Genomic DNA, 26530 nt, shown 5'->3' with positions numbered 1-26530 from the left:
CACTTAGGGTACACCTTAAAAAACTTTTTTTGACTATTAAAAAAATCGGGATAGTTTCCTAAATCCCGATTTAAATTTAATAAGATGGGGAAAAATTTTTCTTAAATCCCGATATTTTAAGTATTAATCAAATAATGATTTTATTTGTTTTATATTTTTTCTATTTTTATTAAATCGTAGCATTTTGTCTGCTTTTAAAATATCGGGATTACGATTTTTAAATTTAACAATGTTAGTTTTATTGTCGAACAAAATCTGATAATCAGGCAACGAATCTTCTTTTGCTAATAATTTTAAATTGAATTTGAATTTTTCCTTAGTTCCCGTACTACCTGTTTTTAAAAATAGTTTTTCTAATGATATTTCAAATTCATATTGCTCACCGCAGTGCTTTCTTGCTATCTCGTAAATACGCCGATCGACTGCTTTTCTTATTCTGAAATAATCCAAACTCACTTTTAAAACATTTGTATTTGTTATAGCATCAAACAACCAGTTTGGTAATGTTATTTCAACCATTCCTATATCCAAAAATCCCTTCTTTTCTTCTATAATACGCCAACTATCTATCAATCCGAATTCAACAATTTCCGTTTTTTCTTTACCGTGTTTAATATTTGTAGTTATAACAGTCCCCTTTAAACGACTTAGGGCTTTTTCCAATTCTTTATATGACCTTCCCCCTTTGTCTCTATTTGTAGTTACAAAAAAATCATAAGGAGTAAATGCAATAACTCTACTAATTGGCTCTTTGTTATTAATCGCATATTGTAATTTTGAGATGCTATATAACCAGATGTCCTTATCAAAGATTGTAGCTAAACCAGTACTTGTAGATCTAACTGAAACAGTTACGTTTCCATTTTTATAAACCCTGTCTCTTACGTCACCGCCTTTTAATGCAAAAAAAGGATGTTCCATACTTGCGACTTCATCTCTAATTGATGAAATTTCAACATTATCTGCTAAAAATAATTCTATTTGTTCGTGACGCTGAGGTCGTAATGTTAGTTTATTTGTAGTTTTTCTTGTATTATTTGTCATAGCTATTTCCTACGGTGATTAGGTTATAGTTAGGGTTAATTAGATATTGCAGTATCTAGTTAGCCCGATTTCGTATACATAATAAAAATAACGGGATTTAGGAAACTCATTATATCGGGATATAGGAATAGATAAAAGTATATTTTGTGGATAAACAAGGAAAAATTCGGGATTTAGGAAAAAAAATTCGGGATATAGGAATAAGCAATCGGGATTTAGGGAAAAATAATCGGGATTTAGGAAAATTTTAATTTCTTCAAGCCCTTTTCATATAAGGGTTTACGCCAATTTTGTACCCTCTATAACTAATATAACTAAAATAACTGTTTTATAACCGCTGATTTTTTCAAAAATTCTGTGGATAATATCGTAGAGTTTTCTCATGTGCATTAACTGTGAATTTTGCTATGCAACCGTATTGAAAAGTCATTGATAGCCTAGCTATCAACAACTTTACAACACTAATTCACAATTACTACACAATCGAAAAATAAGCACCGAGTTATTAACGGCTTCCGCTCCGCTGTCAACAATAATAGGATTTTTTTTTGTTTTTTTAAGGTCAACACAAGTTATGCAAAAATTAAATCTCAACTTGCGAATGTTTTTCGACTTTGTTTTTATTTTCTTTTTCCAATTCCATATAGTTTGTTATCTTATTGACAGCTTTGTTAGCATCACGTAGTGCTACACTCAAATCTGCTTTTTCTAAATTCCCCGCTTCCAACCAGCTTTTTAGATATGCTAATGATTTCAACGTATTGTTTTCTTCGTTGGTCGCAAAACCACTTAAACCAAACTTTTGACACATTAACAATGATCCTAATTCTGCCACTAATTCTTCTTTAGCATAGTTTTTACTACCAAAAACATTACCATTTTTGGTATCAGTTGTTTTGTTTGTTCGTTCAATACATTTTGCTGTGCTATGTATTAATTCATGAAACGTTACGGCATAATATTCGTCAATTTCTGAAAATTGGGATTTCAACGGCATTACAATATCATTTGATCTATTATTTGAAAAAAATGCATTTTGACTAGAGATTTCTTTTATTTTTATATCATTATCTTTACAGTAATTTTCTATCATTTTCTCAATTTTAGAATATTTCTCAGAATTAGGTACTTCAGGCGTTTGAATTGCTTCAAACGGTTTTATATTTTCTGCATTCTGGACATTAAAAACATAATATGTTTTTAGAACTGGTCGATCTAATTTAACTAGTTGATATTGTTTTTTTCCATCTTTATCTAAAATTGGATTTCCATCGTCATCTTTTTTCAAAACACTAGCAGTATTAGTGAAAAATCCGATGAACTCACCTTTACTACCTTTTTTTATGGGCGTTTTATTTTTAACAGCTTCATTAAATGTTATCCAGCGGGGATCTTTAAATTCACTATTAACAGCTCTATTGAATAATACTATTTGATTTGCCCCGTTATATTCCATATTTTTGCTATTTTGTTGTGCAAAACCAACTGTAGCCCAGCTTTTAGTCCAGTTATGATCTGTATTAACAATTAAATTATATAGGCTTTCATTGTAACTGTTATTTAATTTATCGATTTGACTCATTATCTAATTCCTCATCAATTATTTCATGTCCATCTAATTCTACATCGTCATTAGCTAACTCATATTGAGGTTTCAACGGACGATATGGATCGTTCTCATGGATTTTTTGATAATTTTTTACATAAGTTTCAGCAGAAATGGTTTTCATTTTTTTATCCTTATAATGATATTTGAACATTTTTGTTTTTTTCGAATTGGTTGGATTTTTGATTAATCTGCTGATGTTCTAACTTTTTTTCGGCATCATTAATCGCACTGTTAAATAGTTTATCGTTGATATTTTTCAACTGGGTTTGTAAAACTTTTTTCTTAGTGTCATCTACAATAGATATTAATAATTTGGTCTCTTTCAGAATTTTCTTTTTAACTGTTTCTACAAAAACATCGATTGGATTTTTTGTGTTTTTTAATGCTCCCTTGATATTTTCGTCTACTTTGATATTACGATTTGGTTCGTTTTCATCTATTGCATTTTTAATGAACGAAATTGAAAATTGATTGAATTTTTCAGAATCTCGATCCAGTTGGTTAGTTAAGTAGTAGGCATTTTCAAATCTAATTTGATTGTCTTTATTTTGAATATCTAAAAATGAGGACATTTTTTTTGAAAATTCATTAAACTCAATATTTTTTTCATTAATCAAATTTTTATAATACTCAATAGTCTCGTTTTGATTTAAAGGTATAGAGCCTTCAGGAACATGTGCTATTGATTGTGCAAATATTACATGCCCGTTTTCAGCAAGGAAGGGGTATAAATTATAGTCTAAATCAATTCGTTCAACACTAAGTAAATTTTTTTCACTCTCAATTGAGAGAATATCTTCAATAAAAAGAGTATTTACATTTTTAGTAATAACTGTATTGTTTTCAAACGTTTTTACTACGTATTCAGCAGGAATTTTATTTTCATGTTCATACTCTTTTATTAAATCTATTTTTTCAGATATTGGAATTTTCTTCGCATCATCAATTAAGTTATTTATTTTCTGTAATGCATACGAATTAACATCGGGAATAGATTGTCCGTTTTTAACCAATTCATCCCCATCATTTTTAAACAATGAAATCATTGTTTCTGTATATGAAGAATCATTTTCTAATTTGTTTGCAATAATAACTTCAGAAATTTTATTTTGTTTGAGTAAATTAAAATCCGTTTGTGCGTTAGCATTTAAATTAGAATTTAATGGTGGGAAGTCGTTTTCAAATTTCTGATTAAATTCATCTTGTAAATATCTCAGATGAGAATCTGGGATGTATTTTTTTTGTAATAAAATGTCGTTAACTCTATCTAATGAGTATTGTTCAATGTCAAAGTTATATCCACGTTCATTATTTAAATCTTTAGCTTCATTTTTAAATAACGTGAGAATTGCTTGTTTATATTCTGCATTACGTTCTATCTTTAATGCTAGTTCAAAATTAGTAACTTTATTGTTTTTAAATCTTTCGAAATCAGTAATAGCAGAGTTAACTATTTTTTCATCAGTAATGCCAAGTGGGTATTTTTCATTAAATGCACGTTCTAATACTTCTTTTTGATGAGAAGTAATGTTTACTTCTGAATTTTTTCTAATCATACTGATCTGATCTTCGGGATACTGATCAACGTCAATGCTATATCCCCGTTCAATCAACGCAACAGCTTCTTTTCTTAATTCATCAATAAAAACGTTTTTATATGATTCATTGTAGAGTTTTTTGTTAATTTCATACTCATAAATTTTATTTTGTTTAAACAAGCCAAAATCATTAATTGCCATTTCTTGTAAATTCATAATGCCCTCCGTTCTTGACAAATTTAATACTACAATATATAAGGGATGTACTCAATCAAATTTAAAACATGCAGGATAGTAAAAAACAACACAACGTCGGACGTTTTGTTATTTTTTACCCTGTACTTGCAGTAGGCTTATTATTTATGAAAACAAAAAAATCAATCAGGCTTGATAACAATTTAATTAATGCAGTAAATAACTACGCAATGAAAAATGGAATGAATTTTAGTCAAGTTATAGAAAAAACAATAAAAGATAAGTTTCAATTTAATGATTCAACATCTGATGACAATATTGAATCAACAGTAAAAGATAGAACAAAAAATGTTAGATTTGATAAACAAACATTAAAAGATATTTCAATGATAGCGACCAAAAAAAACATTACAGTAACAGAGGAGATTAGATTTAGAGTTTCCACTAGTTTATCAATGCCATGTTTTGATTCTTTAGAACTTAAAGAACTCGAGCAAACTAGAATTAACGTTAATCAAATCGGACGACTAATAAACATGTCAGTACGTGAAAAGCTAATTATTAATGATACTCATATAATAGAATTAATAAAATTAATAAATGATATGAATAATGTGTTAGTTAATATTATTAAAGTATCACAAGAAAGGTTATTTTAATGACAAGGAGACCTGAAGAATATTTAGATATGCGCCGAGCTAGAAGTAAAAAGTTCGGCTCGTCTGGTATTAATTCAAGAAAAAATAATTATAATTATGTAATTTCAGGAAAAATTTATAGTAATAAATCTAATTCTAATCATGTCGTTGTTAAAATAACAGGGGGAGCAAAAAGCACTAATTCAATGCTGAGAAATTTTGATTATGACACCAGAGAAAACACGTTACCCTTGTACGATAAAAATGGTTTTGAAATATCGTTAGATGACGCAAAAAAATTAGCTATTGATGATTATCAATTAACTAAAGTAAAGAAAAATAAAGACACCGAACCCCGACGAACTTATCGCTTAATGTTTTCAATGAAGGGTAAACTTGATCAAGATATTTTAAAACGAGCTGTTTATAATACGTTATCTACACATTTTAACGATCACAATTTTTATTATAGCTTGCACCCTGACACAGATAATAATCATATTCACGTTACAGTAATGAAAAAGTCGTTATCTAACGGTAAGAATTTAAATATAAATAAATCCCTACTAAATAAAGTTAAGTCACAGTTTGCAATTAATCTGCAATTAGATGGAGTTAATGCTACATTTTCTAGTGCAACAGATAAACAAAGCAAAATTGAGAAAGAATCGGCTAAGTTGAAAAGAGAAAATCGCCGTAAAGATGCAAATATTTATAAGATTGTTGATTTTGGTAAAGCTCATTTTAATTTTGATGAAAGCAAACCATTTTCTTATTATTTATTTATGCAAACAAAAAATGGTAGAGCAAAGAACATGTGGAATAAGGGTCTAGAAGATGCCATTAAACAAGCTGAGGTGGGAGTTGGCGATTATATAAAAATAAAAGAACTACGAGATGAAAATAATCAGTCATTCAAAGTGAAAAAATGGTCTATAGAAAAAGTTGAACGATTGGAAGCTCAAGAATTTATTATTAATGATTTTGGTCAAGCGAATTACAAATTTCAAATAAACGGTAAGCAATCATCCTTTGCAAAATTAATTGACAAAAACGGTAATGAACAGACGATTTGGTCAAAACAGATTCATCGGTTTTTAAATGAAAACCGAGCCACAAAAGGAGATTTAATTATAATACAAGATGATAAATTTATAATGAATAAAAAAGAATCGAATAAGTCAGTAAACGTATCACAGATAGAAAAAGCCACTTAAGTGGCTTTTATTAATTCCATGATGCATTTCCAACTTTATTTTTGGAAATTATAGCTTTGTGAGAGTTTTGACAATTTAAACTATCACCATTAATTTCACCGTTCTCACATTTTTTTCTGTACTCATCTAGTAGTTCTTTGTTATTTTTAAAATCGTCTACAGTATAGGTTTTCTCATTACACCCAAATAAGAACATAGCAGTAATTAATATCAGTATCGTTTTCATATAAAGTCCTTACAATTATGTGTTATTAAGATCTATTGTGTTTTATTAAAAAATCATTTACGGCTAATCTAAGTAAATCAGATATTGTTTTCAAAGGAAGCTTTGCTCGTTTATTTTTTATTGCAATATCTTCTAATTCTTCATATTGAATTTCATCAATTTCAAACGAAATTTTTCTCATTATTTTAGAAGTTTCTTTCTTACCGCCAGAGTATGGGCGATCTGCTAATTCATCTGCAAGTTTATCCGCTTGATTGTATATTTCTTTAGATTTTAATGGAGTTTTCAATTTGAGTTCCTTTTATTAATTAGTATTTAATAAATATTATTTATTAAATATTAAATATTAAATAATATCAAGTTCATTTAGCAAATCACTTATTTCATCACTTGCTTTTTCATTATCTGTTTCAATTACACTTTTACCATCAGAATAACTTGTTCTATACACTCGCCTATAATATGCAATACTATCTAACAGATTTATGTTATTTATTTCTGATAAATATTCTACAAATTCGAGACGTTCTAGTCCTTGTATAATTGGATTAGTTGTTGCTAACGTTTGATAGCAATATACTTTTAATTTTGGGTTCAAATCTTTTATACGTTCAAGCTGTTCTTCTAATTCTAATAGCGTATCTAAATCTTGCTGTGAGCACTGATGTGGAGATATAACAATATCAGCTACTGAACAACCCGTAATAAACTCTCGACTATTACGTCCTGCAACATCAACTATTATAAAATCGTAACGAGAATCCAGATCTAATAATGTAGAAGCTATATTTTCCCGTTTTTCTACTAAATTGATGGCAGGCTGAATGTTTTCACTTTCTCTTAATAATTGCCATTTTGACGCAGAACGCTGTGGATCAGCATCAACTAGACATACATCTTTATTTTTTAATGCCAATGCAACAGTTAAATTAATTGCTGTTGTAGTTTTACCTGCCCCGCCTTTATTACAGCCGATTACGATTATCATTGTCTAACTCCTTACTTATAATAAATAATATTTATTATATACTAAATAATAATGTTGTAAATAATAAATAATAAATATTATTTATTATGTTGTTCTACTTGTTTAGAGTTTTGATTTTGTGTGGAGTTTTTGGCTGTAGCGTTTATTGCCTGATCTAGTTTATATTCAATAAACGGAGTTATTACATGTTTTGTGACCCAGTCACTCACGTGTTTTTTTTGTTTTAGCTTTCCATTAATAATTTTGACTTCCGTTGTTAATTCTACAGAATTATCAATAACTCTAAGATAATTAACGATCGGAAATAGTTTTTTTATATTATTGTATGTTTTATCGAATCGGCGTCTAATTATAAATTCATCAATATTATGTCCGCCGTTTTTAACTCTATTATTTACTCTATCAATATGATTATTTAATGACTTGAGACCAACAAAATAAGCTCGAACACTATATGAATTTTTTTTAGCTGTCTTAATTTGATTTATTATTGAATTACTTGATAGAGTGCTTTCGATAAGAAATGATTGATTGTTTTTTATTGCATTATCAAACATTTTCAATGCAATTTTACCTGCCCGAACGCTGTTACAATTATGTTCTTTAGCAATTTTATCGGGATCAATAATCAATATACCATGAGCTGATGCTATATCATCTCTAATTGTTGATTTACCTGCACCGTTTAACCCCAAAATAAAAATTGCATTTTTATGCAACTCGTTTTCCATCTTTATCTCTTACCATTAATTTTGTACCGTCGGGGTTAAACTGCCATGTTTCGCCGTTTTCCAATTCTCTAACATAACTCTGTTTTTGAAATTTTTCAGCTAATCTTCTTTTTGCTAGCAGATCAAATAATTCATCATTTAAATAACCATGATCCGTTGTCCATAGATCTTCTGGAATTGGGTATGAATCGGGGTTAATTGCCTGTTTTTTTATATCTATGTAAATTTTCATTTTATATCCTCATTAACGTGGTTCATTAATTATACAGTAATTTAAAAAATATATAAATATTATTTATTATTTATTATTTAAGAATTCTTTTTATGTTTTGACCACATGTTGCTTTTTTCGTTTTGCGACATTCTATAATTAATTTATGTAACATCTCAAAAATCAACATGTGATAAATCGTTTTCTAAATGAAATATTCGGGTATATTTTTGCGTATTTTCAATACGTGAATGCCCCAAAAACTCTTGTATCACCTTTTCATCAATTCTATTGTAATATAAATTCATTGCACACGAATGACGGAACGTGTGGGGAGTGATATCAAACGGAAATGTTATTCCGTTTTTCTCAGCGAGTTTCTGAGCTTTTGTTATGAAACGGTTTACTTGAAATCGAGAATATTTAAAAATTAAATCATTTTTGGCAATTTTATTTGTGACAATGTAACGATTTAGGTCTTCGAGGTATTCTCGCTGTGTTTCATTTGATTTAAATAATTGTATGTTCCTAAAATACATTTTTTTTTCGTATATATTTTTGGTTTTTTTTACTCCATTTTCTGTATAGGTTTCACGTTTAACGAGTTTTTTCCGTTTTTGAGTTGGCAACGTCATTAGGCAGGTTTGAATACCAAACGAGAAATTGCTAGGCGTTAACATTAACGCCTCGCTAATTCTCGCCCCAGTAAACCATAGGGTTTTTAGTAGCATTAATTCATTATAATTTTCAACAAAACTAAATAAATTTTTGATTTCTGGCTCCAGTAGATATTTAGGAGCCTCAACACCAAATTTTACGAGTTGATTACGTCGTTCAACCCGTTCTAGCTGTTGCTGTTGGGAGATCTCTCTATAAACGAGTTTTTTTAAACCATCAAAATTAAAATTTATCAATTCATTCATAAATTACCTGTTTTATTCATTATCCTCGTCTGTATTAATAATCCGTATTTCGCAAGAAATGAGTTTCCCTTCTTGCCAATGTTCTTTGGAAGAACCAAAACTTGCTAGAAATTTCAACCCAAAAACAAAGATAAAATACATAACGAATCCTAATATTAAATGTTTAATTAAATCTTCAATCATGTTATGTCCTTTTATTACGTAAACTGTGTTTGCTACCGCCCTACGGTTGCTCAACCTCGAAACAACACGATAGCAAGTCTCGTATTGTTTCGACGTTCCGACGATTATTCTTTTATCGGTTGACCTCTCTTTCGATTTAATATTTCTTCCAGTGTTTCTAAATTTTTCGACGATAACGGCAAAAATGTGTCACATGTCATTGTTTCAAAATCAAAATTACTCATCAAACCGGTTATATCGTATTTAAATTGTTGATCGTTAAAAACACACAGTTTGTCCATATCTATGTTCGTCACCGTTATAGCGGTTTTTAACATCTCGATTTCGATGTTGTCGTTGAATGTGACAAAATCGCTGGCTCGTTTCACTATTTTATCAAATACTACCGGATTAAATTTACTCATATCTACCTACCTAATTGTTATTTAATGATTCGATGGCGACGATTAAATCGCTCTCATAATCACTGTGTATATTACAATATTCACAGCATGCGAACGCATACAGAATATCAAATTCTAATGACGAACTAACGCCGTATACTATTTTGAGTGTTAATAGATTATTACATTTAGAATGTTTGACGTTTTTATTCTCTATTGTTAATTCAGCGACTGGGTCGCTAAATATTTTTTCTACTCGCTCAAATTTCGATAATAACTGAGACATACTTATAACCTAATTAACTGTATGATATTGTCATTGGTGATCGTAAATTTGTCGATTGTAAAATCTCGATTAACGCTCATAACGGTATATTGGTTATCTAAAACGTTATCAATACGTCCCGTTAATGTTTTGCCTGCATGACTAAATAAAATATAGGATCCCTCCTGTATTTTTTTTTGCGATAGTTGATTATTTTCATCCACGACTTCGAAAACCTCATCGGGTGATGTCTCGTAGGTTGATATCATCGATGTTGCATCGATGCATTTTACACGGTAGAAAATAATTTTTCCTTCCTGGTTTTTTATAACCTCACTCACTCGTCCGGTTTGCATTGAAAATAGATTTCTAAAAATAACGACATCGTTTTTTTTGAGATTGTCAAATAATTTTTGATTTTTATTGTTCATTTTTTTATTTCCGTTTTTTGTTGTCCAAATTGGGCGATTGTTCAAAAAACACGCACCCTGTAAAAATATATATCGCACATTTAACGAAATATTACTTGTTTTGTGCGGTACATGTGTTATAATACTCCCATAGTTTGATAAGTCAAGTACTTATTTAACAGAATGTTACCCCCGATTTTCGGGGGTTAACAAACTAGATGTTTTGTGCGATTTTAAGAAAAAAGACAAGGAATGAAAGATGAGTATTGAAACAGAGATTTTAGAAAATTTTATTAGAGTGCCGTGTTTTCGTTACGCACAGGCGGATAGACTGTATTACAGCATCACGATGCCCATGAATCAACTCGACAAATTTTTATGTATTGATAATAGTTTTAACGTATTAGAACGTTCGCAACGGTTAGTTGACACCAAACGTGTAAAAAAAATTGTCAATTATTTAGAAACAGGTAAATTTATATTACCGTCGTTAACTGGATTTATAGAGGGTGAATGTAAATTTAAGGCGTTTGGTCAAAATGCAGATCTGGGATACCTCGAAATATCATTAGATAGCGTTATCAAACTATTTGACGGTCAGCATCGAGCCAGTGGAATAGTTTCAGCATGTTGTAAATCCTACGATCTAAAAAATAAATTAAAAAATAGCAGTATTACCCTAAATCTGACTAATGCGTTAACGTTATCCGAACGTCAACAATTTTTTTCGGACATTAATACGAACGTTTCTAAACCGTCAATTTCATTGAGTTCTGCATATAATAAAACAGATTCACGCTATCTAATAGCCCACAGAATCATTAAAGAACTGGATTTAACATTAAATATTGAGTATGAAAAAAATGTAATTCATAGAGATGATAAACTGAAATTTTTTACATTTAAATCGTTTTCAGATTCTATTTCAAGGGCATTTGGTTTACGTAAGAACACAGAAATTACCGATGAGCTGATTTCAGATATTTTATATATTTATGAGGGGTGGCGGAATGTTTTTAAATGGAATTTAATCGTAGACATCGCTAATGTTAGAAACAAAACCATTAATTTTCACAACATGATGATCGTGCTCATCGGCGACGTTACCCGTGAGCTACTCTATAAATACGAGAATAATCATTTTATTGTGAATGAGAAAATAGAGAACAGCAAAATAGATTATCTCTTAACATTTCAGCATAAAAATTTATACGATGTCTGTATCGATGCCGAAACAGACAGAATTAAATTAGATGCTGTATCTAAAAATAATCTGAAAAATTACATTAACAATCTAATTGAATATTAGATAAAACGAAGGAAACTAAAAAGATGAATACAATGAAAAAACAAGAATTGGATAATGTGATTTTCGAAACTAACTTTATTGATGAAAAAACCAAACGATTTTATTTAATATTTGTTGACCTATTTATGAATTTATCTATGAATGGATTCACAATTGATTTATATGAAAATGAAGAAATGCTACAGTCGCATTTGCATTTGCAATTGTCCGACTTCTTTAATATTCATTTTCATAATAAACCCCGTAGTGTCTACAGGCTTCTGCTCCAGCATGGGGGTATCGATGCTGGCATTATTGACATAGAGCTTGATTATCAGCGTCAACTACATGAAACATTTATGATTCAGATGTACTCAAAAAATATTAGTAACATAGTTAACGCTACCCAGAAATTTATTAACTACCTGAATAATTTTGATTTAGATGAAATTAATGAAATAGAGTAAAGAGGAAAAATAAAGATGAAAGATCAAGAATTTAGCATTGATATTAAAAATAAAAAATGGGAGGAGAAACTCGGCGAACTCGCAAAAGAAAGTGCTCGCATGTGTGGGTCATTAGAAATTGTATATATTCGCTCATTCAGTGATGCGGTTGATAGACTAGTTATTAATTTGGATGAAAATGAAAAACGAATAGTATTAGGAATAGCAGAAGAAAAGTTTGATTATTGCGCTAATGCGTATGCTAAACCCGATTATAATGATGATGGTTGTTGTAGTCATGGAGTACCATACGATTGCTGTCCGTTAGGTTGTGGAGAATTTTAATATAATACAAAATCCCTCATAGATAGGGATTTTGTCAACTAACCGATAAAAAACAATTCTTTTATTAATTTGTATTGTACAATACAAATTTAAGGATTAAAAAATGATAAAACCATCAATTATTGCCTACAAAGAACTGCAACAAGCATATGATTTTTTTAATCAAAATCTATTCAATAATGAATTGCCTAATCTATTAATAACATTGCAACGTGGAAAATATACATTTGGTTATTTCTCCCCCGAACGATTTACCGGAAAATCAACTATATCGGAATTAGCTCTAAACCCAGATTATTTTGGAGAGCGTTCGCTAGCTGATACGTTATCAACATTAGCACACGAAATGTGCCATGTCTGGCAACATTATGCCCCAGTAAAAAAATGCCGAGGAGGTTATCATGATAGAGTTTGGGGGCACAAAATGGAATCAATCGGGTTGATGCCATCAAATACTGGTTTACAAGGAGGAAAAAAAACAGGTCAGCAAATGACACACTACATCATGAAGGATGGTTTATTTCAGCAAGTTGTTTACAATTTGCTGAAAAGTGGCTTTGAGATATCTTGGTATGATAAATATTCAGAAAGTATAACTACTCCAATATCTAAAGTTAACCATGATATTCTGATAGACTGGATAAATCAAACACCTAAAGATAATATCAATTTAATTAACAAATTAACAAAAACAGTTAATAGTAATTCAATTCAGATGGTGGGTGATGATGATTTATCAATAGTAAAGCCGATTTTAAAAGGGACTGGCACTAGAAATAAATTTACATGCACTAATTGTGGACAAAATGCGTGGGCAAAACCCACGGCATATTTGATTTGTGGAGATTGTAATAAAAGAATGGAAAATATAAAATTTAGTTAGCCAAAAAATCATCTAACGATTTTCCTTGGTCGAGTTGTTTTGATAACCAAAACGGCATTTTCCCTCTTCCCGACCACGTTAACTGATTGTTGTTTTCGTCTATATATTGATATTTTATTTTTGGCTCTTTTCTTATTTTTAACAGATCATTGGGCTTTAGACCAATTGATAGCATATATTCACTAACTTTCTTTAATTTATCCTGTTTTTCTTTTTCTTCAGTTAAACGTAATTGTTCAGTTTCTTTTATTTTTTCATTAACATCATTGAAACGAGTAATCAGTTTTTCACAATACGATGAACCATTTTGTTTAAACAAACGAGCTATATTTTTTTTGTTAGATAAAAATTTATGTACTTCGTTTAGTTCCATAGTTTTGTTCCTATTTTCAGTAAATTTATAATGGGATAGAGCCTATAGACATTCCAGCCATTACGATCGCCTGTAATTGCTGAGTTGGCAGATGATTTTCATAATTATAGTAGACCCACCTTTTATTATTTACATCATAGTGAGGTCTTCGACAAATCGCATTTTTATCAAGCCACGTACCGATTAAAAACGGTTTCATTCCTGATCTGAAATAAAATTGTTTATCCTCTGCGGTCGCTTTTTTTGTAATAAACTGAATATAACGACAGACTAATGAAAAACTTTTAACACAATTCAATTCATCATTAAATTGAATTACCCCTTTTTTGAATAGACTAAATGAGCCGAACGTCATAATGAAGGGACGATTTTTTCCTGTCGGAAAAGTCCAAGTTGCATAAAATGAATAATTATCTTTATGTGTTTTTTCAATCCAAGCTTCAGCTATGAAGTCACGTTCTTTATATTGACCCAGAAAAAAAATATCTTCATTTTTCATAACTCGAATAAAACTTTTAAAAAAAATTGGTACTCGACAATAAAAAAGAAAATCTGAAATAGTTTTTATATTAGCTACATTCATATTAATTTCTCTTAGAAAGGGATGTCATCATCATAGATAGTTACATCATTTATTGATGATGTATATTCATGATGTTGTTCAATGTTTGCAGGCTGTTCTTTATCTTTAGGCTTATCTAGTATCAAAATTTTGTTAGCAACTACACTACACGTTTTATATGTGTTTCCTCCCCGCTCATATTCTCGTGGATTTAAATAACCCTCAATATCAACTAACGCCCCTTTTTTTAAGAACGATTCTAATTTTTCTATTTTTTCTTCATTAAAGAAAACAACGTCATGCCAAAGTGTTTTATTTCCCCCTGTGGCAACACTAAATGCGAGCATAAATGAATCATTCTTAGTAATTATTAATTGAGCATCTTTACCCAATCTACCTATCAAATTAACTCTATTTTTCATAACCAAACTCCTTAATTTTTAATTTTTAATTTTTTCAAATATGGCTGTAACTATTGACGAACAATAGTTATAACAGTCAGGGACAAGTACAACATTAGTATTTCGAGACAGCTTAATAAATGTTTGCATACGCTGAATTGATTCAAACTCGCCCTTTAACGTTATTTTGTCTGCGTGATCTAACACGTAATTTATTTTTATTAAATCTGTGGTCGTTGACTGTATAGTATTTTTATCAATATAAATTGATTCTGTGACATGCCAGCTTCCGTTATCGTTTGTGTTTTTTATTGTTCCAACTATTTTTTCAATATTGGAAACTTTGTTAACCGAAACATCTTTTCCTTTTGGGAATGGGGCTGGCTCAGGAGGAGACGAACATCCACTGAGTAATAAAATTAAACTTAAATATATAAATCGCATAATTTTTCCTTTAGTTAAAAAACATCATCATCAATTGCCTTTAACTCTGGCAATTGAATTGCTAATTCATTATTCTGTATGGCGTTTTTATAATCAGATTGAGCAGGATTTCCTTTAATATTTCGTAGTGTTGGTGAAACTAATTTAAATTTTTCAATTAAAAATGGAGTAGAGAAATAATTAGCTTTCTTACATTTAATTTTAATGTTGTTACATAAAATAATTTCGTCATCCATTTTTAAATCCATAATCTCTTGTGGCAAAATCAATGCTTTTGACGCTGTATTTTCACTACGTGAATTACTTTTAGCTCCGAAAGAACGACCATAAGATTTTGTTGTAATATTGCCAATTCGTTTTGAAATTTCCTCGGCAACCTTAGTTTCTTTTGGACGATAAAAAATATTACACGTATGGTTTTGTAGTAGTGTTGATCCGCCCTTTTCGCCATAGCCGAGGGGTTTATCATTTTTTATCTGTGAATCCGCTTGGTAAATAATTAAACTACGCAAATCATAGCCTGCAATAAAACTCACTGAAACTTCATATTTTTCCATATAACCAATTGACGTAAATTCATCCATTCCGAGTAAGCATGAGTGTTTCAACTCTGAATTTTGATCGGGCAGTCCTTGAGCAATATTTGTATCAATTAATTGAGTAAAAAAGAGATTTATTATTGGTCTTGCAGAAACTAAATCTTCGGGATTAATAACAAGGTAAATAGTCATTTTTCTTCGTCGTAAATCTCTAAAATCAAAGTCATTTTGACTGGTTGAATTTTTGATAACTCTATTTTGGAATGGTTTTAATGCTGTTTCATACGCAGTTTTAACACCTGCAAACTGTTTCTCAGCTTCTTTTTGTGAAAAAAATGATAAAAACAAATTGTAAATAGTGTCTGGTAACCAACTCAGCAAATATGCCGTTTCCGTTGCAAGTTCTAATGATATTTTTTCTTTTTGTCCATTTCTTAAAATATTAACACCGTTTAACGCCCCGCCTATATTAGTTAATGTATAATCATCTGCTAAATAACCATTATGATAAAAAACACCAAATAAATATGTGATAGCAATAAAAATCGATTTTCCCTCACCGATAAAGAAATCATTATCCTTTGATATATAAAATGAGTTAGCTATATTTTGAATTTGTAGTTCGACCTTTGGATCATTAAAATCTAAATACAAAAGAGGATTATAACGATGGGTTTGTTCTGAAAATGGATTAAAGAGGAAAACCTCTTGTCCGAGTATGTCTTGTCTATATTTAGATGTGTAATCAAAACATTCTTTTTTAATATCTAATACGACTAGGCTATCTTCCCAACACATCAAATTCGGAATAACAATACCCGTTCCTTTTCCACTTCGGGTAGGTGCTCCCAATGAGCAAAATTCTTGCCCACCAAAAAACAACGGTTTTTCGTTATATAAACCAACTAAAATGCCTTTTTCTTCCATCAGTTTTTGGCTTTTTATTTCATTTATCGTGCTCCATTTTGCTGTTCCGTGTAGCTCTCGTTCGTTTCTCTGCTTTTGAGCTATTACTAATAAACCTGCTATTAATAAAGATAAAATAAATATTATGAATAGTGCCACCCAGAATGCAAAAATAGTTGTTTTTACTTCACCTGCCATCAATGCCAAATAAGGTGTTTTCAAACTAAAATAATCGTACGCCGAATGAATTAACTGAAAAATATGTTTGATTTTATTTTTATGGGATGCGACTTCGGGCATATATATAAATGTTAAAATCACACTCGATAAACAATATGTTATAAATACGCCAAAACTAAAAATGATATAGATAAAAAATTTTTGTGGAGCATTTAATTTTTTAAAAAATTTAATCATTTTTGTAATCCTTCCAAAATATAGTCGTAATACGCCTTTTTCCGTTAATATTTCCGATATGAATAACAATATCGACAGTATCCCGTATAATCTCTTTTGTTGTATCGTACGGAATTTTGCTACCTGTTGGATTTTGTAATGACATCATTGTTAATCGAGTAATAACTTGCTCATAACTACCTGCATGTAAAGAAGTTAAACTACCGCCATGTCCGCTTGAGATGACATTAATGTAGTCAAATGCTTCACCACTTCGAAGTTCAGCAAGCAAAATACGATCGGGCTTCATGCGTAAACACGATTTCAGTAATACGGATGGATTAATAACAGACTGATTTTCAGACGAATAAAGCAAATTAACTATATTATCATGAATAATTGATGTTATTTCTCGCACATCCTCAATAGTAATAATTCGTTGGTCAGCAGGAATTGAATAAATTAAGGATTTCATGAACGTAGTTTTGCCACTACCTGTTGCACCAGCTATGACAATATTTTTAGTTCCACATGCCACAGCTAAAGAAAAGAAGGCTTTATATTGTTTTTCAGATAGTAGTTTTTGTAGTTCACTATCAACAGGATCTTCATACTCACCAACAACAATATCATCAAAAAATCCTTGATTACTGAAGTCATCCAGAGTAATTGAAAATTGAGAAGGTTTTCTTATCGTGATTGAATATTGATTTTTATCACACGCAGGCGGAATAACAACTTGTAAACGCTCACCATCGGGCAGATCTGCACTCATAATAGGATGGTTTTCATTTAAAATATTATTTGAATATGTTGCAGAAGCATTGACGAAAAAATCTAAGTTAGATTTTGTAATTCTTTCATTTTCTTCGTTAGTACCAATTTTCCATCCTGCGTTCGTTTCATATCGAATTTGACCAATTCTATTAATCACAATTTCGGTAATATCATGACGAGTTAACAAATCACCGAATAAATTTTTTATGTGTGAACGCAGTGCACGAGCATCTTTTTTGACGATATTATTCATTTATTGATATCTCTTATTTAATGAATAGACACCAGAAAAATCAATATCACGAGCCACAAAAATGCCCACTTTATCACCTTGATTTTTATAAAGAGTAGGCTTTATATCTCCCATTTGTTCGAGCACAGTTTTAGCCAATTCTTCGCTATTTTCTTGTGTATTTTCAAGATAATTTCGATTATTTGACTTTGCTAGTCTCGATGATAACGCAGAGCTACTATCCGTTATCATACTGAGCAAAATTGCATTACCGAATCGTTTCCAAAAATGTTGATCTGTCCAACCCGTTAAACCATTTGCTCCGAGTTCATCTGTTGAACCACTGTTAACATTTACATTAATATTGTTGGGCGTTCGAATTTCTTGCCAAATGACAAATATCTGATCACTCCCGTGACTAACAGCTCCCGTTTGATAAACACCAATTGCCTTCGATCCTTTTTCAATTAGCGTTACATTCCCATTTTTTGAGAGCACATTTTCAGCAATCGTACAACTAATTTGACCGCCTACATTACTAATTAGCTTTTGTCTGAGTACACAGGGAATATACGTACCTTGTTCCAGCAATAAGTTTGGATTGAACGGACTTTTTCTTGCTGTATTTGCTTTGAATGCTGTACTTGAAAACATATCATTCTCTGAGCCAATTTTATTGCCATCACTACTTGATTTATTATCTGGCTGACTTACGGGCTGTGAGCTTTGCCCGTTTTTAACAACCATAGAACCTGATGACTTACTAAAACTGGATTTAACTGTATTTGAATTTTCAATTTTATTACCAATAAACCCAATGTCCTTATTTTCATCAGCTTCTTTATTGACAATAGCAGGGTTATCAAATTGTTTAGGCGGTAACGTAAAGCTTTTCTTTTCATCAACATTTTTAGAAACTTCCTTTGCAACAGTTTCTTTGTTGTCTGTTTTATATCTCACATAAACTAATTTATAGAATGCAAAAGCTAAAAATAAAACAACAAGTAACGCAAAAATTAATTTCAAAAACCTTTGATTTTTTTTATAAATTTTATCGCCAGCAATCGAAATATTTTGTTGAGATGGTTCTTTATTTTCAGTCATAGATGAAAACCTTATTTAATATTTAATATTTATTATTTAATATTTCTAATAATATCTTTATTACTTGTTACTTGATTATTTTGTAATGATTTGCCAAAGCTTTTATTTATAATGCCGACAACTTCATCACCACTTCTTAAAATCAGACGATTTGCTGTTTTATGAACGACTATGATGGTATATTTTTCAGTGTTTTTAACACTGGTATTACTCATCATTTCTTGGTTACCCTGATAGTAAAAAATGGCAGGGATTGTTTTTTCAGCAGTAAAACCAATAAAAGTACGAACACCGTCATCATATGTAAAATCAGGCGTAATAGATTCACTATCTTTACCCACCAGCATTGTGTAATTCCAATTCTTTGGTCGTGTAAACTGCTCTAATGAATCATTAGCCAATTTTTCTTGTTCAAGTGCTTTTTGCTCATTTAATAATGCTTGTTTTTTATTACTTTCATCTGTTGGGTACGTAAAATTAACTAAGTAAGAGTTATCATCAGAATCAACGAGTTTTAAATCAAACGTATAAATACGTTTATTTGTCGTAACAATCAGATTTGTATCCCACTCAAAACTATTAGGCTCAATAATCGTATCTTCGTATTTATACGCCATAGGTTTTAAAAAAATTTTATTGTTATTATCCGTAGTCTCCCAACCAAGATTGAAGCCAATAACAACATCAACAATAACTTCATCTGGAGAAAAATTAATTGCTGTCACATACCCAACTTTTGCATTAACTTGTGTGACGTTGTAACCGTTATACGCTAAATATTGCATACGTTTATCAAATTTAGATGGCGTAGGTTTTTGTAATGCATTACAAAAACCAGCTAATATAAGTAATAAAAATACGAAACGTTTCATTAAATATTTTCCTCTATGATCTGATAACTTGTAACAGAAAAACCGAGTGGATTTTCAAGACGATAGGATAATTTTAATTTTTGAGCTGGCTCATACTCATACGACATTTTTATAATAAAGTTTCTTTGATAGACTTCATTTTTTTCAGTAGTATATGTTTTAACAATACGGGCTGTAGCCATTTTTATATCTACAGTATTAATATCTTCTAATATAATTGAATTGACCTTGACAGAAATTGTTCCCATCTTCATAACTTGATCGGGACTATCAGATCTATTCATTTGAACTAGGTATTCATTTTTTACGTTATCACTACTATATAACTGTGTTTCAATATATGTATTTTGAATAGTTTGATACGTATAACTTTCTCGTGTCTGTATGTATGTGTTTACAAAATACTTGTCGAGAGCTTCATTTGCGTGTAACTGTTCGGGATCGACAACAGTAATAACGTCGGGAATACCTGTTTTTTCATTCACTTGAATGACGTACGGTGTAACTTCTTTTAATGGTAAAATTATTGCTAAAATTAACCAGGATATTATTAATAAAACAGTTGTCACACCCGTTATTAACCACGCCCTTTTTTCAGAACGTTTAAACATATACTCTCGATCGTTCTCATATGAAATATATTTACCAAAACCGTCGTTAGATGGTTTTTTATCATCATTGATTTTTTCAAACATTGATTGCCTCATTTTTTAGAATGTATTTTTATTACCAAACTCTTTTTCCAATTCATGTAAATTCTGATTAATTGCAACTTCCTTTGATTTGCTGAAGGTTCTATCCCACGTAGGAGGAACAGGAGTACTACTACATGCAACTAAATAGATTGAAAAAACGCTGAGAAAAAAAATTTTTATTTTCATAAACATGCCCTTATTTTTTAGACATTGCATTAGCAATTGAGTTAGCTAATGATTGATTTTGAGATGCTTGAGCCTTCCGCTGTCTATAACTATTGATTTTATTTTCAATAATGTTGTTAGACATTGCTTGGTTCATTCTGTCGACACTAACCTGAGATAATGCCATCGAAATTTGCCCAGCAAGTTTGACACCATAAATTGTTACTACTCCAGCAATGAGATACATAATGCATGATAAAAATGCCTCTGCTCCATCATGATTTGCTACCCAATTATTGGTATATTTAGCTATAGCAAAACCCACTTTAGAAAAAACAGACAAAAATAATACAAATAACGCCGTGCCAATTACTGCTTGCAACCACATTGAAAACATATTTTTAAACCATCCCCACAGATAGCAAAACAGGAACAGAGGAAAAACAGCTAACAGGGCAATCAACGTTATTTCAGAAACAACAATACCGACGGCATAACTAACTACACCTAAGCAAAGCGGAGCCATAAATAGACATTGAACAATCCAAAATAGATGCCCAGAGATACCGTGAGCATTTTCAAGTGATTCTGCATATAAATTAACAACAGCACCTATTTTTGCGTCAATTCCACTGTATGCATTGTTTGAAAATTCATCTCCAACTAAAAACCCCCGTAACCCGTGTATGGCTTCATTTACATAAGTTGTATATGTACCCATATTACTAAGAACACCGATAACTATTGCAAATCTAGCTAAATTCCAGACAAAATCGGGGAGAGGTTCTTGTATTTTTCCCGCTAGAACCATATAACCGTAGAACATTACATATATAGTAATACCCAAAGTTGATACATCTAATAGACCTGCAACCCATCCATCTTGAACCAGTTTAATTGCTTCGGTTACAATATTATTAATTTCATTACCCATATCACCAAAAAGAGTAAAATTTATCATTACATCACCCAATCACCAGTGAGCATTGCTAACTTTATTTAACTTAACTTTTTCTTTTCTGATGTTGTCTTCCTGTACTTCAATCAATTCTTTTTGTTGAATTTGTTGTTGAGTTTGTATATCCATTTTTAATTTATCAGCTTGTAATAACGCCAATTGAGTATTCATTGCATTATTTAAATCCAGACTTTCTTTCTGATCTTTAGATTGAGCCATTTTTTTTGCAATCTGATTAATTGTTTTCACTCGTTCATCAATCGCCTTAAGATTATTATTCGCTTGATGTTGACGAAGTGTTATTAAAACGATTTGACCTTCACAGTTTTTTCGTTCTTTCTCAACAAACGAGTTCGAATTTTGTTTAGGTGGACATAAATTATTTAAACCATAGCTCTGGTAGATTTTTTTTAAATCACCATTCAAACTGTCAAACCCTTGGTCTAATATTCTTTTTGGGTTATTTATCCAAGCTTGTAATTCTTTGGTATCGTTAAAATACGATGAGCTTTCTTTTACTAAATTTGCTATATCTCTGATACCCGTTTGCGCCGCCAATGTATCTCGTTGTGTTTTTAACTGATCCTTATATTGTTTAACTGTTTCAGTCCAACGCCTAGCTTGTTCTAACGCCTCCATTTGTAATTGAGCAATTGATGCTACATCAACTGTCGGAATTCCTGTCGCTAGTGCAGATGATGAATATAACGCTATTAAAATTAATATTTTTTTCATTTTTATTTCCTTGCTATTAATTAAACACATTGTTGTTTAAATAGAGGTAACCAATTTTTAGGATCATTCCCAACTTGTTCAATCAATAAATGAACTAAATTTACATTTTCCATTGATGCAGATAAAATTTTTAAATTTTCTCTGCCCAAACCAGATAAATCGATTTTTGCGACAACGGTATTTCCCCTAGAATCGCCATCATTTTCATTACCCTTTTTTATCAATAATTGGCGACTGTCATCTGCCAATTTTTTAATGATTTCATATTCTTTCAGAGAAACTTGAAAATGTTTTGTGTATTCATTAGCATCAGCTTTCGAATTTGGTAAAAAGAAGAAAGTTTCGACTTGTTCAATGATGGCTCTTGCTATATCACTTTTAATTATTTCGTCAGGAGATTGTGTTGCAAAAACTAAAAAACTATTTCTCTTTCGAAATGTTTTCAAACCGTCGTAAATAAACTTGTTAAAGAAAGTTCCCCCCGAAAGCCATTTCCAAAATTCATCCATAAAAATTGGTAATCTGCGACCATCTGTAATTTGTTCAATTCGATGTAAAATATAAAATGTTATTGGGGCAACAATATTTTTATTGTCTAAAATTTCAGTACCATCAAAACCATAAATAGAGTGAGTATCAAAATTGATATAATCGTATTCATTATCAAAAACCCACGCATATGCACCATCGCCCGCCCAAATCGATAAACGCCTGCTCAAATCATTATCATTGCTAATATCAGATTGAATATTTTCAAGCAGAAGCGATATTCCGTGATATCGATTAGCTTTTTCTTCACTCATAACCGCATTAACAGCAATGCTTATTTGTTCTCGTTCTCTAACTGATAACAATTCACCATTCATCGTTGCAAGCATCGCAATCAAATTATTTAAAAAAGTTATGTTTTCAGCAGTTTTATCAATCATAAACGGATTAAATCCTGTTTGATGACCGTCTTTTAATGAAAAATATTTTCCCCCTAGTGCTCTAATATTGATTTCAGCGCCGTAATCTTTATCAAAATAGATTGCAGTAAATTTACGATTAACTGCATTGTGTGGGAATGAATCATCAGATTCATATTGAGTTAATTGATTTAATAGAAACGATAATGTCATGGTCTTACCCGTTCCACTTTTACCAACCATTAATGAATGCCCCAAATTCATCTCCCCAAAATCGTTTCGACCAATTCGTGTTTGATGAAAATTAAAATAAAATGGCTGGTTAGCGGTGGTTTTTAGTAATGTTACAGCATTACCCCACGCATTATTTTTTTGCTTTCCGACGGGATTATTATGTAACGAATTTAGACCTACAAAATTGAGACTTGTAATGTCACTGACTTTATGACGAAATTTAAAATTGGAGGGTAATTGTCCAAAATATGCTTCATCTGTAGCTAACCAGTTTACTGTAACAATAAAACCGAGGTCGTTAACAGTAGTAATAAACTGATTGACTGCTTGATTAACTTCTTCTTCATTATTACCAAAAATAAACGCCGAAAAATGATGCTCCCCCATGATTAGATCGCCTGAGACTAGTTGTTCTTTCGCTAAATCTAATTCTGCTAACTGTGAAATAGCATCATCTTCTGTTGATGTAAGTTGTTTAATTTGACGATCGATATTTTTTTTACCTACATTTTTTGGTAGGAGAGAAAACGATTGTGTAATAACATAACGAAATGGTAAATTAATTAATTCATCTAAAAAACCAGCCCTTGTATATGCCGTCCAATCTTTTATTTCAATTGATTTAGCGTACATTTGTTTGGTTGGTGTTGTAATTTTTAAAACACCGCTGGCACACAAACTAACCTCATTATTTCCCAAATAATTATAAATAGGAGTATCGAGAACACGAATACGCTGGTATTGCAATGATAGAATATAATTAAAAAATTCTAATTGTTGAGAATATTTAATATCATCAATTAAATAACATGATAATTTATAGATACTAAATTTAGCCAAAGCACTTTCTACACGACCACAAATATCATTAAATATATCGATTCTTTTATCTAACTCTAACTGACGTTCTGCAAATTTTGCCATTTTTCTATTCAAAGATTCTGTGCGAGTTTTTTTAAAAACCAGAGTGACAAACAGCTTATTTTCCATAAACTCAGTATCTTTAAATGATGAAATGTATTTTTTATTTATTTCATTAGCAAAATCATTATTGAAATCAGGGTCAAGATTGTATTTTGAAAAATCCTTAATATTATGAAAATAGAATGCAACATTTTCTAATCCCAATGATATTAATAATGAATTTAATGAATATTTATAGTAATCAATGTTTTCATCTTCTCGTGTTTCAAACGATATACCATCGACCACCCACGTTGATAACAAATAACCATTTTTATCAATAACAATATCATTGGTAAGTTGGGTTGAGTATGGTATTAGTTCACTAAATGGAATCGATTTTTCATTATCTAACATAGTTATTTTTTCCTTGTTATTTTTCGCTTTTAATCTAATACGTGAATAATCAACAGACGAAAAAAAGTATGCTCTAATACGTTTTTTAAATGATTTATTTCTTATTTTTCTAACAAACAAATGACGCTTAGTTCCAATGACCTGAAACATCTTTTCATCAATTTTTGTTAGAACTTTTAAAATCAAATATGCGGGTAACAATAGTGTTAATAGAATTAAACTAAACCACATCGAAATTAAAAAAATGAATCCGCAAACTATAACTAAGGGATAAATTGGGATGCCAATAAGCATGGGCGGTCTAGTTAAAGCTTTGTAGAGTACATCTCGATTCATTTTAGCCCACCAACACTGATGCAATTTGTGCTGCTGCACCAATTAAAACGCCTCCTGACAAAATTTTAGCCCCTTCCATCATAGGGTCACCCTTAAATAAAACTTTGTAACCTGCCCACATGATAGCTATAGTCACTGTCACAACTGCAATAGCAGATAATATGTCTGATACAATTTCCATTGTTGTATTAACTTTTGAAATTCCACCCGCAGCAAACGATCCACAGGAAAACAGCAATGTAAATAAAAAAGTATTGATTTTTTTCATTATTTATCCTTGTTTTTTGAGTTTGTTGAAATGTTTTTTATTTATTTTTTTGTAATTGAAAATTTATTTAATTGTTTATTATTACCCCCTCTCTTTGACCACCAACTACAGCTATAGCGTAGGGATTAAAACCGCTTTCTGTTTCAATTAATGAATTCAATGTATCGTGATGAATTAATGGCGCACAAACGAGAAACAACATATTCAATGTATTCAGGACGTTGACCTTTAAAAACAAAAAAAATTTATTATTGTTGACAGCGGAGCGGAAGCCGTTAATAACTCGGTGCTTATTTTTCGATTGTGTAGTAATTGTGAATTAGTGTTGTAAAGTTGTTGATAGCTAGAGCTATCAATGACTTTTCAATACGGTTGCATAGCAAAATTCACAGTTAATGCACATGAGAAACTTAGCGACGTAATGTTCCGAACTTACTGATAATTTCATTAATCATACTGGAATCGGCACTTGGACATTGTCCCAAAAAACCGCTTCTTGCATTTGACGTTCTACCGCCATTAAACCTACCGTGTTTTTTACTAATAATGCTAAAAAATTTCTTAGTAGGTTTTGAACATTCAGATGGACTTTCACCCTTTACTTTCCCCGCCATGCACAGAAAAACAGTACAAGGGTCATTACTATTTATTTCATTTTCATTTAGTTCAATTGCAAATGAATTTGAAAAAACGAATGTTAACAGTAAAAAAACATATTTGATGTTTTTATTCATTTAAAATCACCTTTATCTGTAAGGATAATTAAGAGTGTACCCTAAGTG

General features: G+C 30.7%; 33 protein-coding genes and 1 pseudogene. 6 read left to right on the top strand and 28 right to left on the bottom strand.

The window, feature by feature from the left end; translation table 11 throughout:
- Positions 1-123: 123 nt before the first annotated feature.
- From J3U14_RS11490 to J3U14_RS11475, 4 genes are all read right to left on the bottom strand, one after another.
- Positions 124-1044: a replication initiator protein A gene (locus J3U14_RS11490; protein ID WP_267351781.1), complete on the bottom strand. Its 921-nt coding sequence runs from the start codon at positions 1042-1044 to the stop codon at positions 124-126.
- A gap of 583 nt (positions 1045-1627) precedes the next feature.
- Entirely contained in the window at positions 1628-2626 is a 999-nt protein-coding gene (locus J3U14_RS11485; RefSeq protein WP_267351783.1) for a zincin-like metallopeptidase domain-containing protein, read from the bottom strand.
- Complete coding sequence (locus J3U14_RS11480; RefSeq protein ID WP_267337819.1) at positions 2610-2774, bottom strand: hypothetical protein; 165 nt, start codon at positions 2772-2774, stop codon at positions 2610-2612. Before J3U14_RS11480 ends, J3U14_RS11485 begins: the two co-directional genes overlap by 17 nt.
- Positions 2775-2784: 10 nt before the next feature.
- Positions 2785-4407, bottom strand: coding sequence for a hypothetical protein (locus J3U14_RS11475; RefSeq protein WP_267351784.1), 1623 nt, complete (start codon positions 4405-4407; stop codon positions 2785-2787).
- 146 nt (positions 4408-4553) lie between these two features.
- Between J3U14_RS11475 and J3U14_RS11470 the strand changes: the two genes are divergently transcribed.
- Positions 4554-5045, top strand: coding sequence for a hypothetical protein (locus tag J3U14_RS11470; protein ID WP_267351786.1), 492 nt, complete (start codon positions 4554-4556; stop codon positions 5043-5045).
- A complete protein-coding gene (locus tag J3U14_RS11465; protein WP_267351788.1) occupies positions 5045-6241 on the top strand; it encodes a relaxase/mobilization nuclease domain-containing protein in 1197 nt (398 codons plus the stop codon). The genes J3U14_RS11470 and J3U14_RS11465 overlap by 1 nt, the downstream gene beginning before the upstream one ends.
- A 10-nt stretch (positions 6242-6251) precedes the next feature.
- Here the strand turns inward: J3U14_RS11465 and J3U14_RS11460 are convergent, their stop codons facing one another.
- From J3U14_RS11460 to J3U14_RS11420, 9 genes are all read right to left on the bottom strand, one after another.
- On the bottom strand, positions 6252-6467 hold the full coding sequence (locus tag J3U14_RS11460) for an EexN family lipoprotein (protein ID WP_267351790.1): 216 nt from the start codon (positions 6465-6467) through the stop codon (positions 6252-6254).
- 25 nt (positions 6468-6492) lie between these two features.
- Positions 6493-6756, bottom strand: a complete 264-nt coding sequence (locus J3U14_RS11455; protein WP_267351792.1) for a hypothetical protein — start codon at positions 6754-6756, stop codon at positions 6493-6495.
- A 57-nt stretch (positions 6757-6813) separates the two neighbouring features.
- Entirely contained in the window at positions 6814-7455 is a 642-nt protein-coding gene (locus J3U14_RS11450; protein WP_267351793.1) for an AAA family ATPase, read from the bottom strand.
- Between the two features lie 77 nt (positions 7456-7532).
- Positions 7533-8186, bottom strand: coding sequence for a zeta toxin family protein (locus J3U14_RS11445; protein ID WP_267351795.1), 654 nt, complete (start codon positions 8184-8186; stop codon positions 7533-7535).
- Entirely contained in the window at positions 8167-8418 is a 252-nt protein-coding gene (locus tag J3U14_RS11440; RefSeq protein ID WP_267351796.1) for a hypothetical protein, read from the bottom strand. Before J3U14_RS11440 ends, J3U14_RS11445 begins: the two co-directional genes overlap by 20 nt.
- Before the next feature lie 155 nt (positions 8419-8573).
- Complete coding sequence (locus J3U14_RS11435; protein ID WP_267351797.1) at positions 8574-9320, bottom strand: tyrosine-type recombinase/integrase; 747 nt, start codon at positions 9318-9320, stop codon at positions 8574-8576.
- A gap of 12 nt (positions 9321-9332) precedes the next feature.
- A complete protein-coding gene (locus J3U14_RS11430; protein ID WP_267351799.1) occupies positions 9333-9503 on the bottom strand; it encodes a hypothetical protein in 171 nt (56 codons plus the stop codon).
- A 104-nt stretch (positions 9504-9607) separates the two neighbouring features.
- The gene (locus J3U14_RS11425) at positions 9608-9907 is read right to left on the bottom strand and encodes a hypothetical protein (protein WP_267351801.1); all 300 of its coding nucleotides are present in this window, start codon (positions 9905-9907) and stop codon (positions 9608-9610) included.
- Positions 9908-10174: 267 nt separating this feature from the next.
- A complete protein-coding gene (locus tag J3U14_RS11420; RefSeq protein WP_267351803.1) occupies positions 10175-10582 on the bottom strand; it encodes a hypothetical protein in 408 nt (135 codons plus the stop codon).
- 238 nt (positions 10583-10820) lie between these two features.
- Between J3U14_RS11420 and J3U14_RS11415 the strand changes: the two genes are divergently transcribed.
- From J3U14_RS11415 to J3U14_RS11400, 4 genes are all read left to right on the top strand, one after another.
- Positions 10821-11870, top strand: a complete 1050-nt coding sequence (locus J3U14_RS11415) for a DGQHR domain-containing protein (RefSeq protein WP_267351805.1) — start codon at positions 10821-10823, stop codon at positions 11868-11870.
- Positions 11871-11902: 32 nt separating this feature from the next.
- The gene (locus tag J3U14_RS11410) at positions 11903-12316 is read left to right on the top strand and encodes a hypothetical protein (RefSeq protein ID WP_267351806.1); all 414 of its coding nucleotides are present in this window, start codon (positions 11903-11905) and stop codon (positions 12314-12316) included.
- A gap of 15 nt (positions 12317-12331) precedes the next feature.
- Positions 12332-12640, top strand: a complete 309-nt coding sequence (locus J3U14_RS11405; RefSeq protein ID WP_267351808.1) for a hypothetical protein — start codon at positions 12332-12334, stop codon at positions 12638-12640.
- Between the two features lie 103 nt (positions 12641-12743).
- Complete coding sequence (locus J3U14_RS11400; protein WP_267351810.1) at positions 12744-13523, top strand: SprT-like domain-containing protein; 780 nt, start codon at positions 12744-12746, stop codon at positions 13521-13523.
- Here J3U14_RS11400 and J3U14_RS11395 read toward each other — a convergent pair.
- The 15 genes and pseudogenes from J3U14_RS11395 to J3U14_RS11330 form a co-directional block, all read right to left on the bottom strand.
- Positions 13516-13896 carry an H-NS family nucleoid-associated regulatory protein gene (locus J3U14_RS11395; protein ID WP_267351812.1) on the bottom strand — a complete coding sequence of 127 codons (381 nt, stop codon included), beginning with the start codon at positions 13894-13896 and terminating at the stop codon, positions 13516-13518. The two genes, J3U14_RS11400 and J3U14_RS11395, sit on opposite strands and share 8 nt — an antisense overlap.
- 25 nt (positions 13897-13921) lie before the next feature.
- Positions 13922-14479 carry a hypothetical protein gene (locus tag J3U14_RS11390; RefSeq protein ID WP_267351814.1) on the bottom strand — a complete coding sequence of 186 codons (558 nt, stop codon included), beginning with the start codon at positions 14477-14479 and terminating at the stop codon, positions 13922-13924.
- A gap of 11 nt (positions 14480-14490) precedes the next feature.
- Positions 14491-14880, bottom strand: a complete 390-nt coding sequence (locus J3U14_RS11385) for a single-stranded DNA-binding protein (RefSeq protein WP_267351816.1) — start codon at positions 14878-14880, stop codon at positions 14491-14493.
- A gap of 18 nt (positions 14881-14898) precedes the next feature.
- Entirely contained in the window at positions 14899-15303 is a 405-nt protein-coding gene (locus tag J3U14_RS11380) for a hypothetical protein (RefSeq protein WP_267351818.1), read from the bottom strand.
- A gap of 14 nt (positions 15304-15317) precedes the next feature.
- A complete protein-coding gene (locus J3U14_RS11375; RefSeq protein ID WP_267351820.1) occupies positions 15318-17165 on the bottom strand; it encodes a type IV secretory system conjugative DNA transfer family protein in 1848 nt (615 codons plus the stop codon).
- Positions 17158-18174, bottom strand: coding sequence for a P-type DNA transfer ATPase VirB11 (gene virB11 / locus J3U14_RS11370; protein WP_267351821.1), 1017 nt, complete (start codon positions 18172-18174; stop codon positions 17158-17160). Before virB11 ends, J3U14_RS11375 begins: the two co-directional genes overlap by 8 nt.
- On the bottom strand, positions 18175-19257 hold the full coding sequence (gene virB10 / locus J3U14_RS11365; protein WP_267351823.1) for a type IV secretion system protein VirB10: 1083 nt from the start codon (positions 19255-19257) through the stop codon (positions 18175-18177). It lies immediately after the preceding gene.
- A gap of 32 nt (positions 19258-19289) precedes the next feature.
- Positions 19290-20129 (bottom strand): P-type conjugative transfer protein VirB9, encoded by an 840-nt coding sequence (virB9, locus tag J3U14_RS11360; protein ID WP_267351825.1) that lies wholly within the window; start codon positions 20127-20129, stop codon positions 19290-19292.
- Positions 20129-20824, bottom strand: a complete 696-nt coding sequence (locus J3U14_RS11355) for a virB8 family protein (protein ID WP_267351827.1) — start codon at positions 20822-20824, stop codon at positions 20129-20131. Before J3U14_RS11355 ends, virB9 begins: the two co-directional genes overlap by 1 nt.
- 196 nt (positions 20825-21020) lie before the next feature.
- Positions 21021-21950, bottom strand: coding sequence for a type IV secretion system protein (locus J3U14_RS11350; protein ID WP_267351828.1), 930 nt, complete (start codon positions 21948-21950; stop codon positions 21021-21023).
- A gap of 12 nt (positions 21951-21962) precedes the next feature.
- Positions 21963-22682, bottom strand: a complete 720-nt coding sequence (locus tag J3U14_RS11345; protein ID WP_267351829.1) for a type IV secretion system protein — start codon at positions 22680-22682, stop codon at positions 21963-21965.
- A gap of 20 nt (positions 22683-22702) precedes the next feature.
- Positions 22703-25480 carry a VirB4 family type IV secretion/conjugal transfer ATPase gene (locus J3U14_RS11340; protein ID WP_416380159.1) on the bottom strand — a complete coding sequence of 926 codons (2778 nt, stop codon included), beginning with the start codon at positions 25478-25480 and terminating at the stop codon, positions 22703-22705.
- A 1-nt stretch (position 25481) separates the two neighbouring features.
- Positions 25482-25748 carry a TrbC/VirB2 family protein gene (locus J3U14_RS11335; protein ID WP_267351832.1) on the bottom strand — a complete coding sequence of 89 codons (267 nt, stop codon included), beginning with the start codon at positions 25746-25748 and terminating at the stop codon, positions 25482-25484.
- Between the two features lie 97 nt (positions 25749-25845).
- Positions 25846-25950, bottom strand: a pseudogene (locus J3U14_RS11770) (lytic transglycosylase domain-containing protein); the annotation flags it as partial.
- A gap of 208 nt (positions 25951-26158) precedes the next feature.
- Positions 26159-26482 (bottom strand): TrbM/KikA/MpfK family conjugal transfer protein, encoded by a 324-nt coding sequence (locus J3U14_RS11330; protein WP_267351833.1) that lies wholly within the window; start codon positions 26480-26482, stop codon positions 26159-26161.
- Positions 26483-26530 lie beyond the last annotated feature (48 nt).

The organism is Gilliamella sp. B3801, from assembly GCF_026536645.1.
Lineage (GTDB): Bacteria > Pseudomonadota > Gammaproteobacteria > Enterobacterales > Orbaceae > Gilliamella > Gilliamella apicola_I.
The sequence above is the reverse complement of the archived record's forward strand: the minus strand, read 5'-3'. Positions and strand labels throughout refer to the sequence as shown.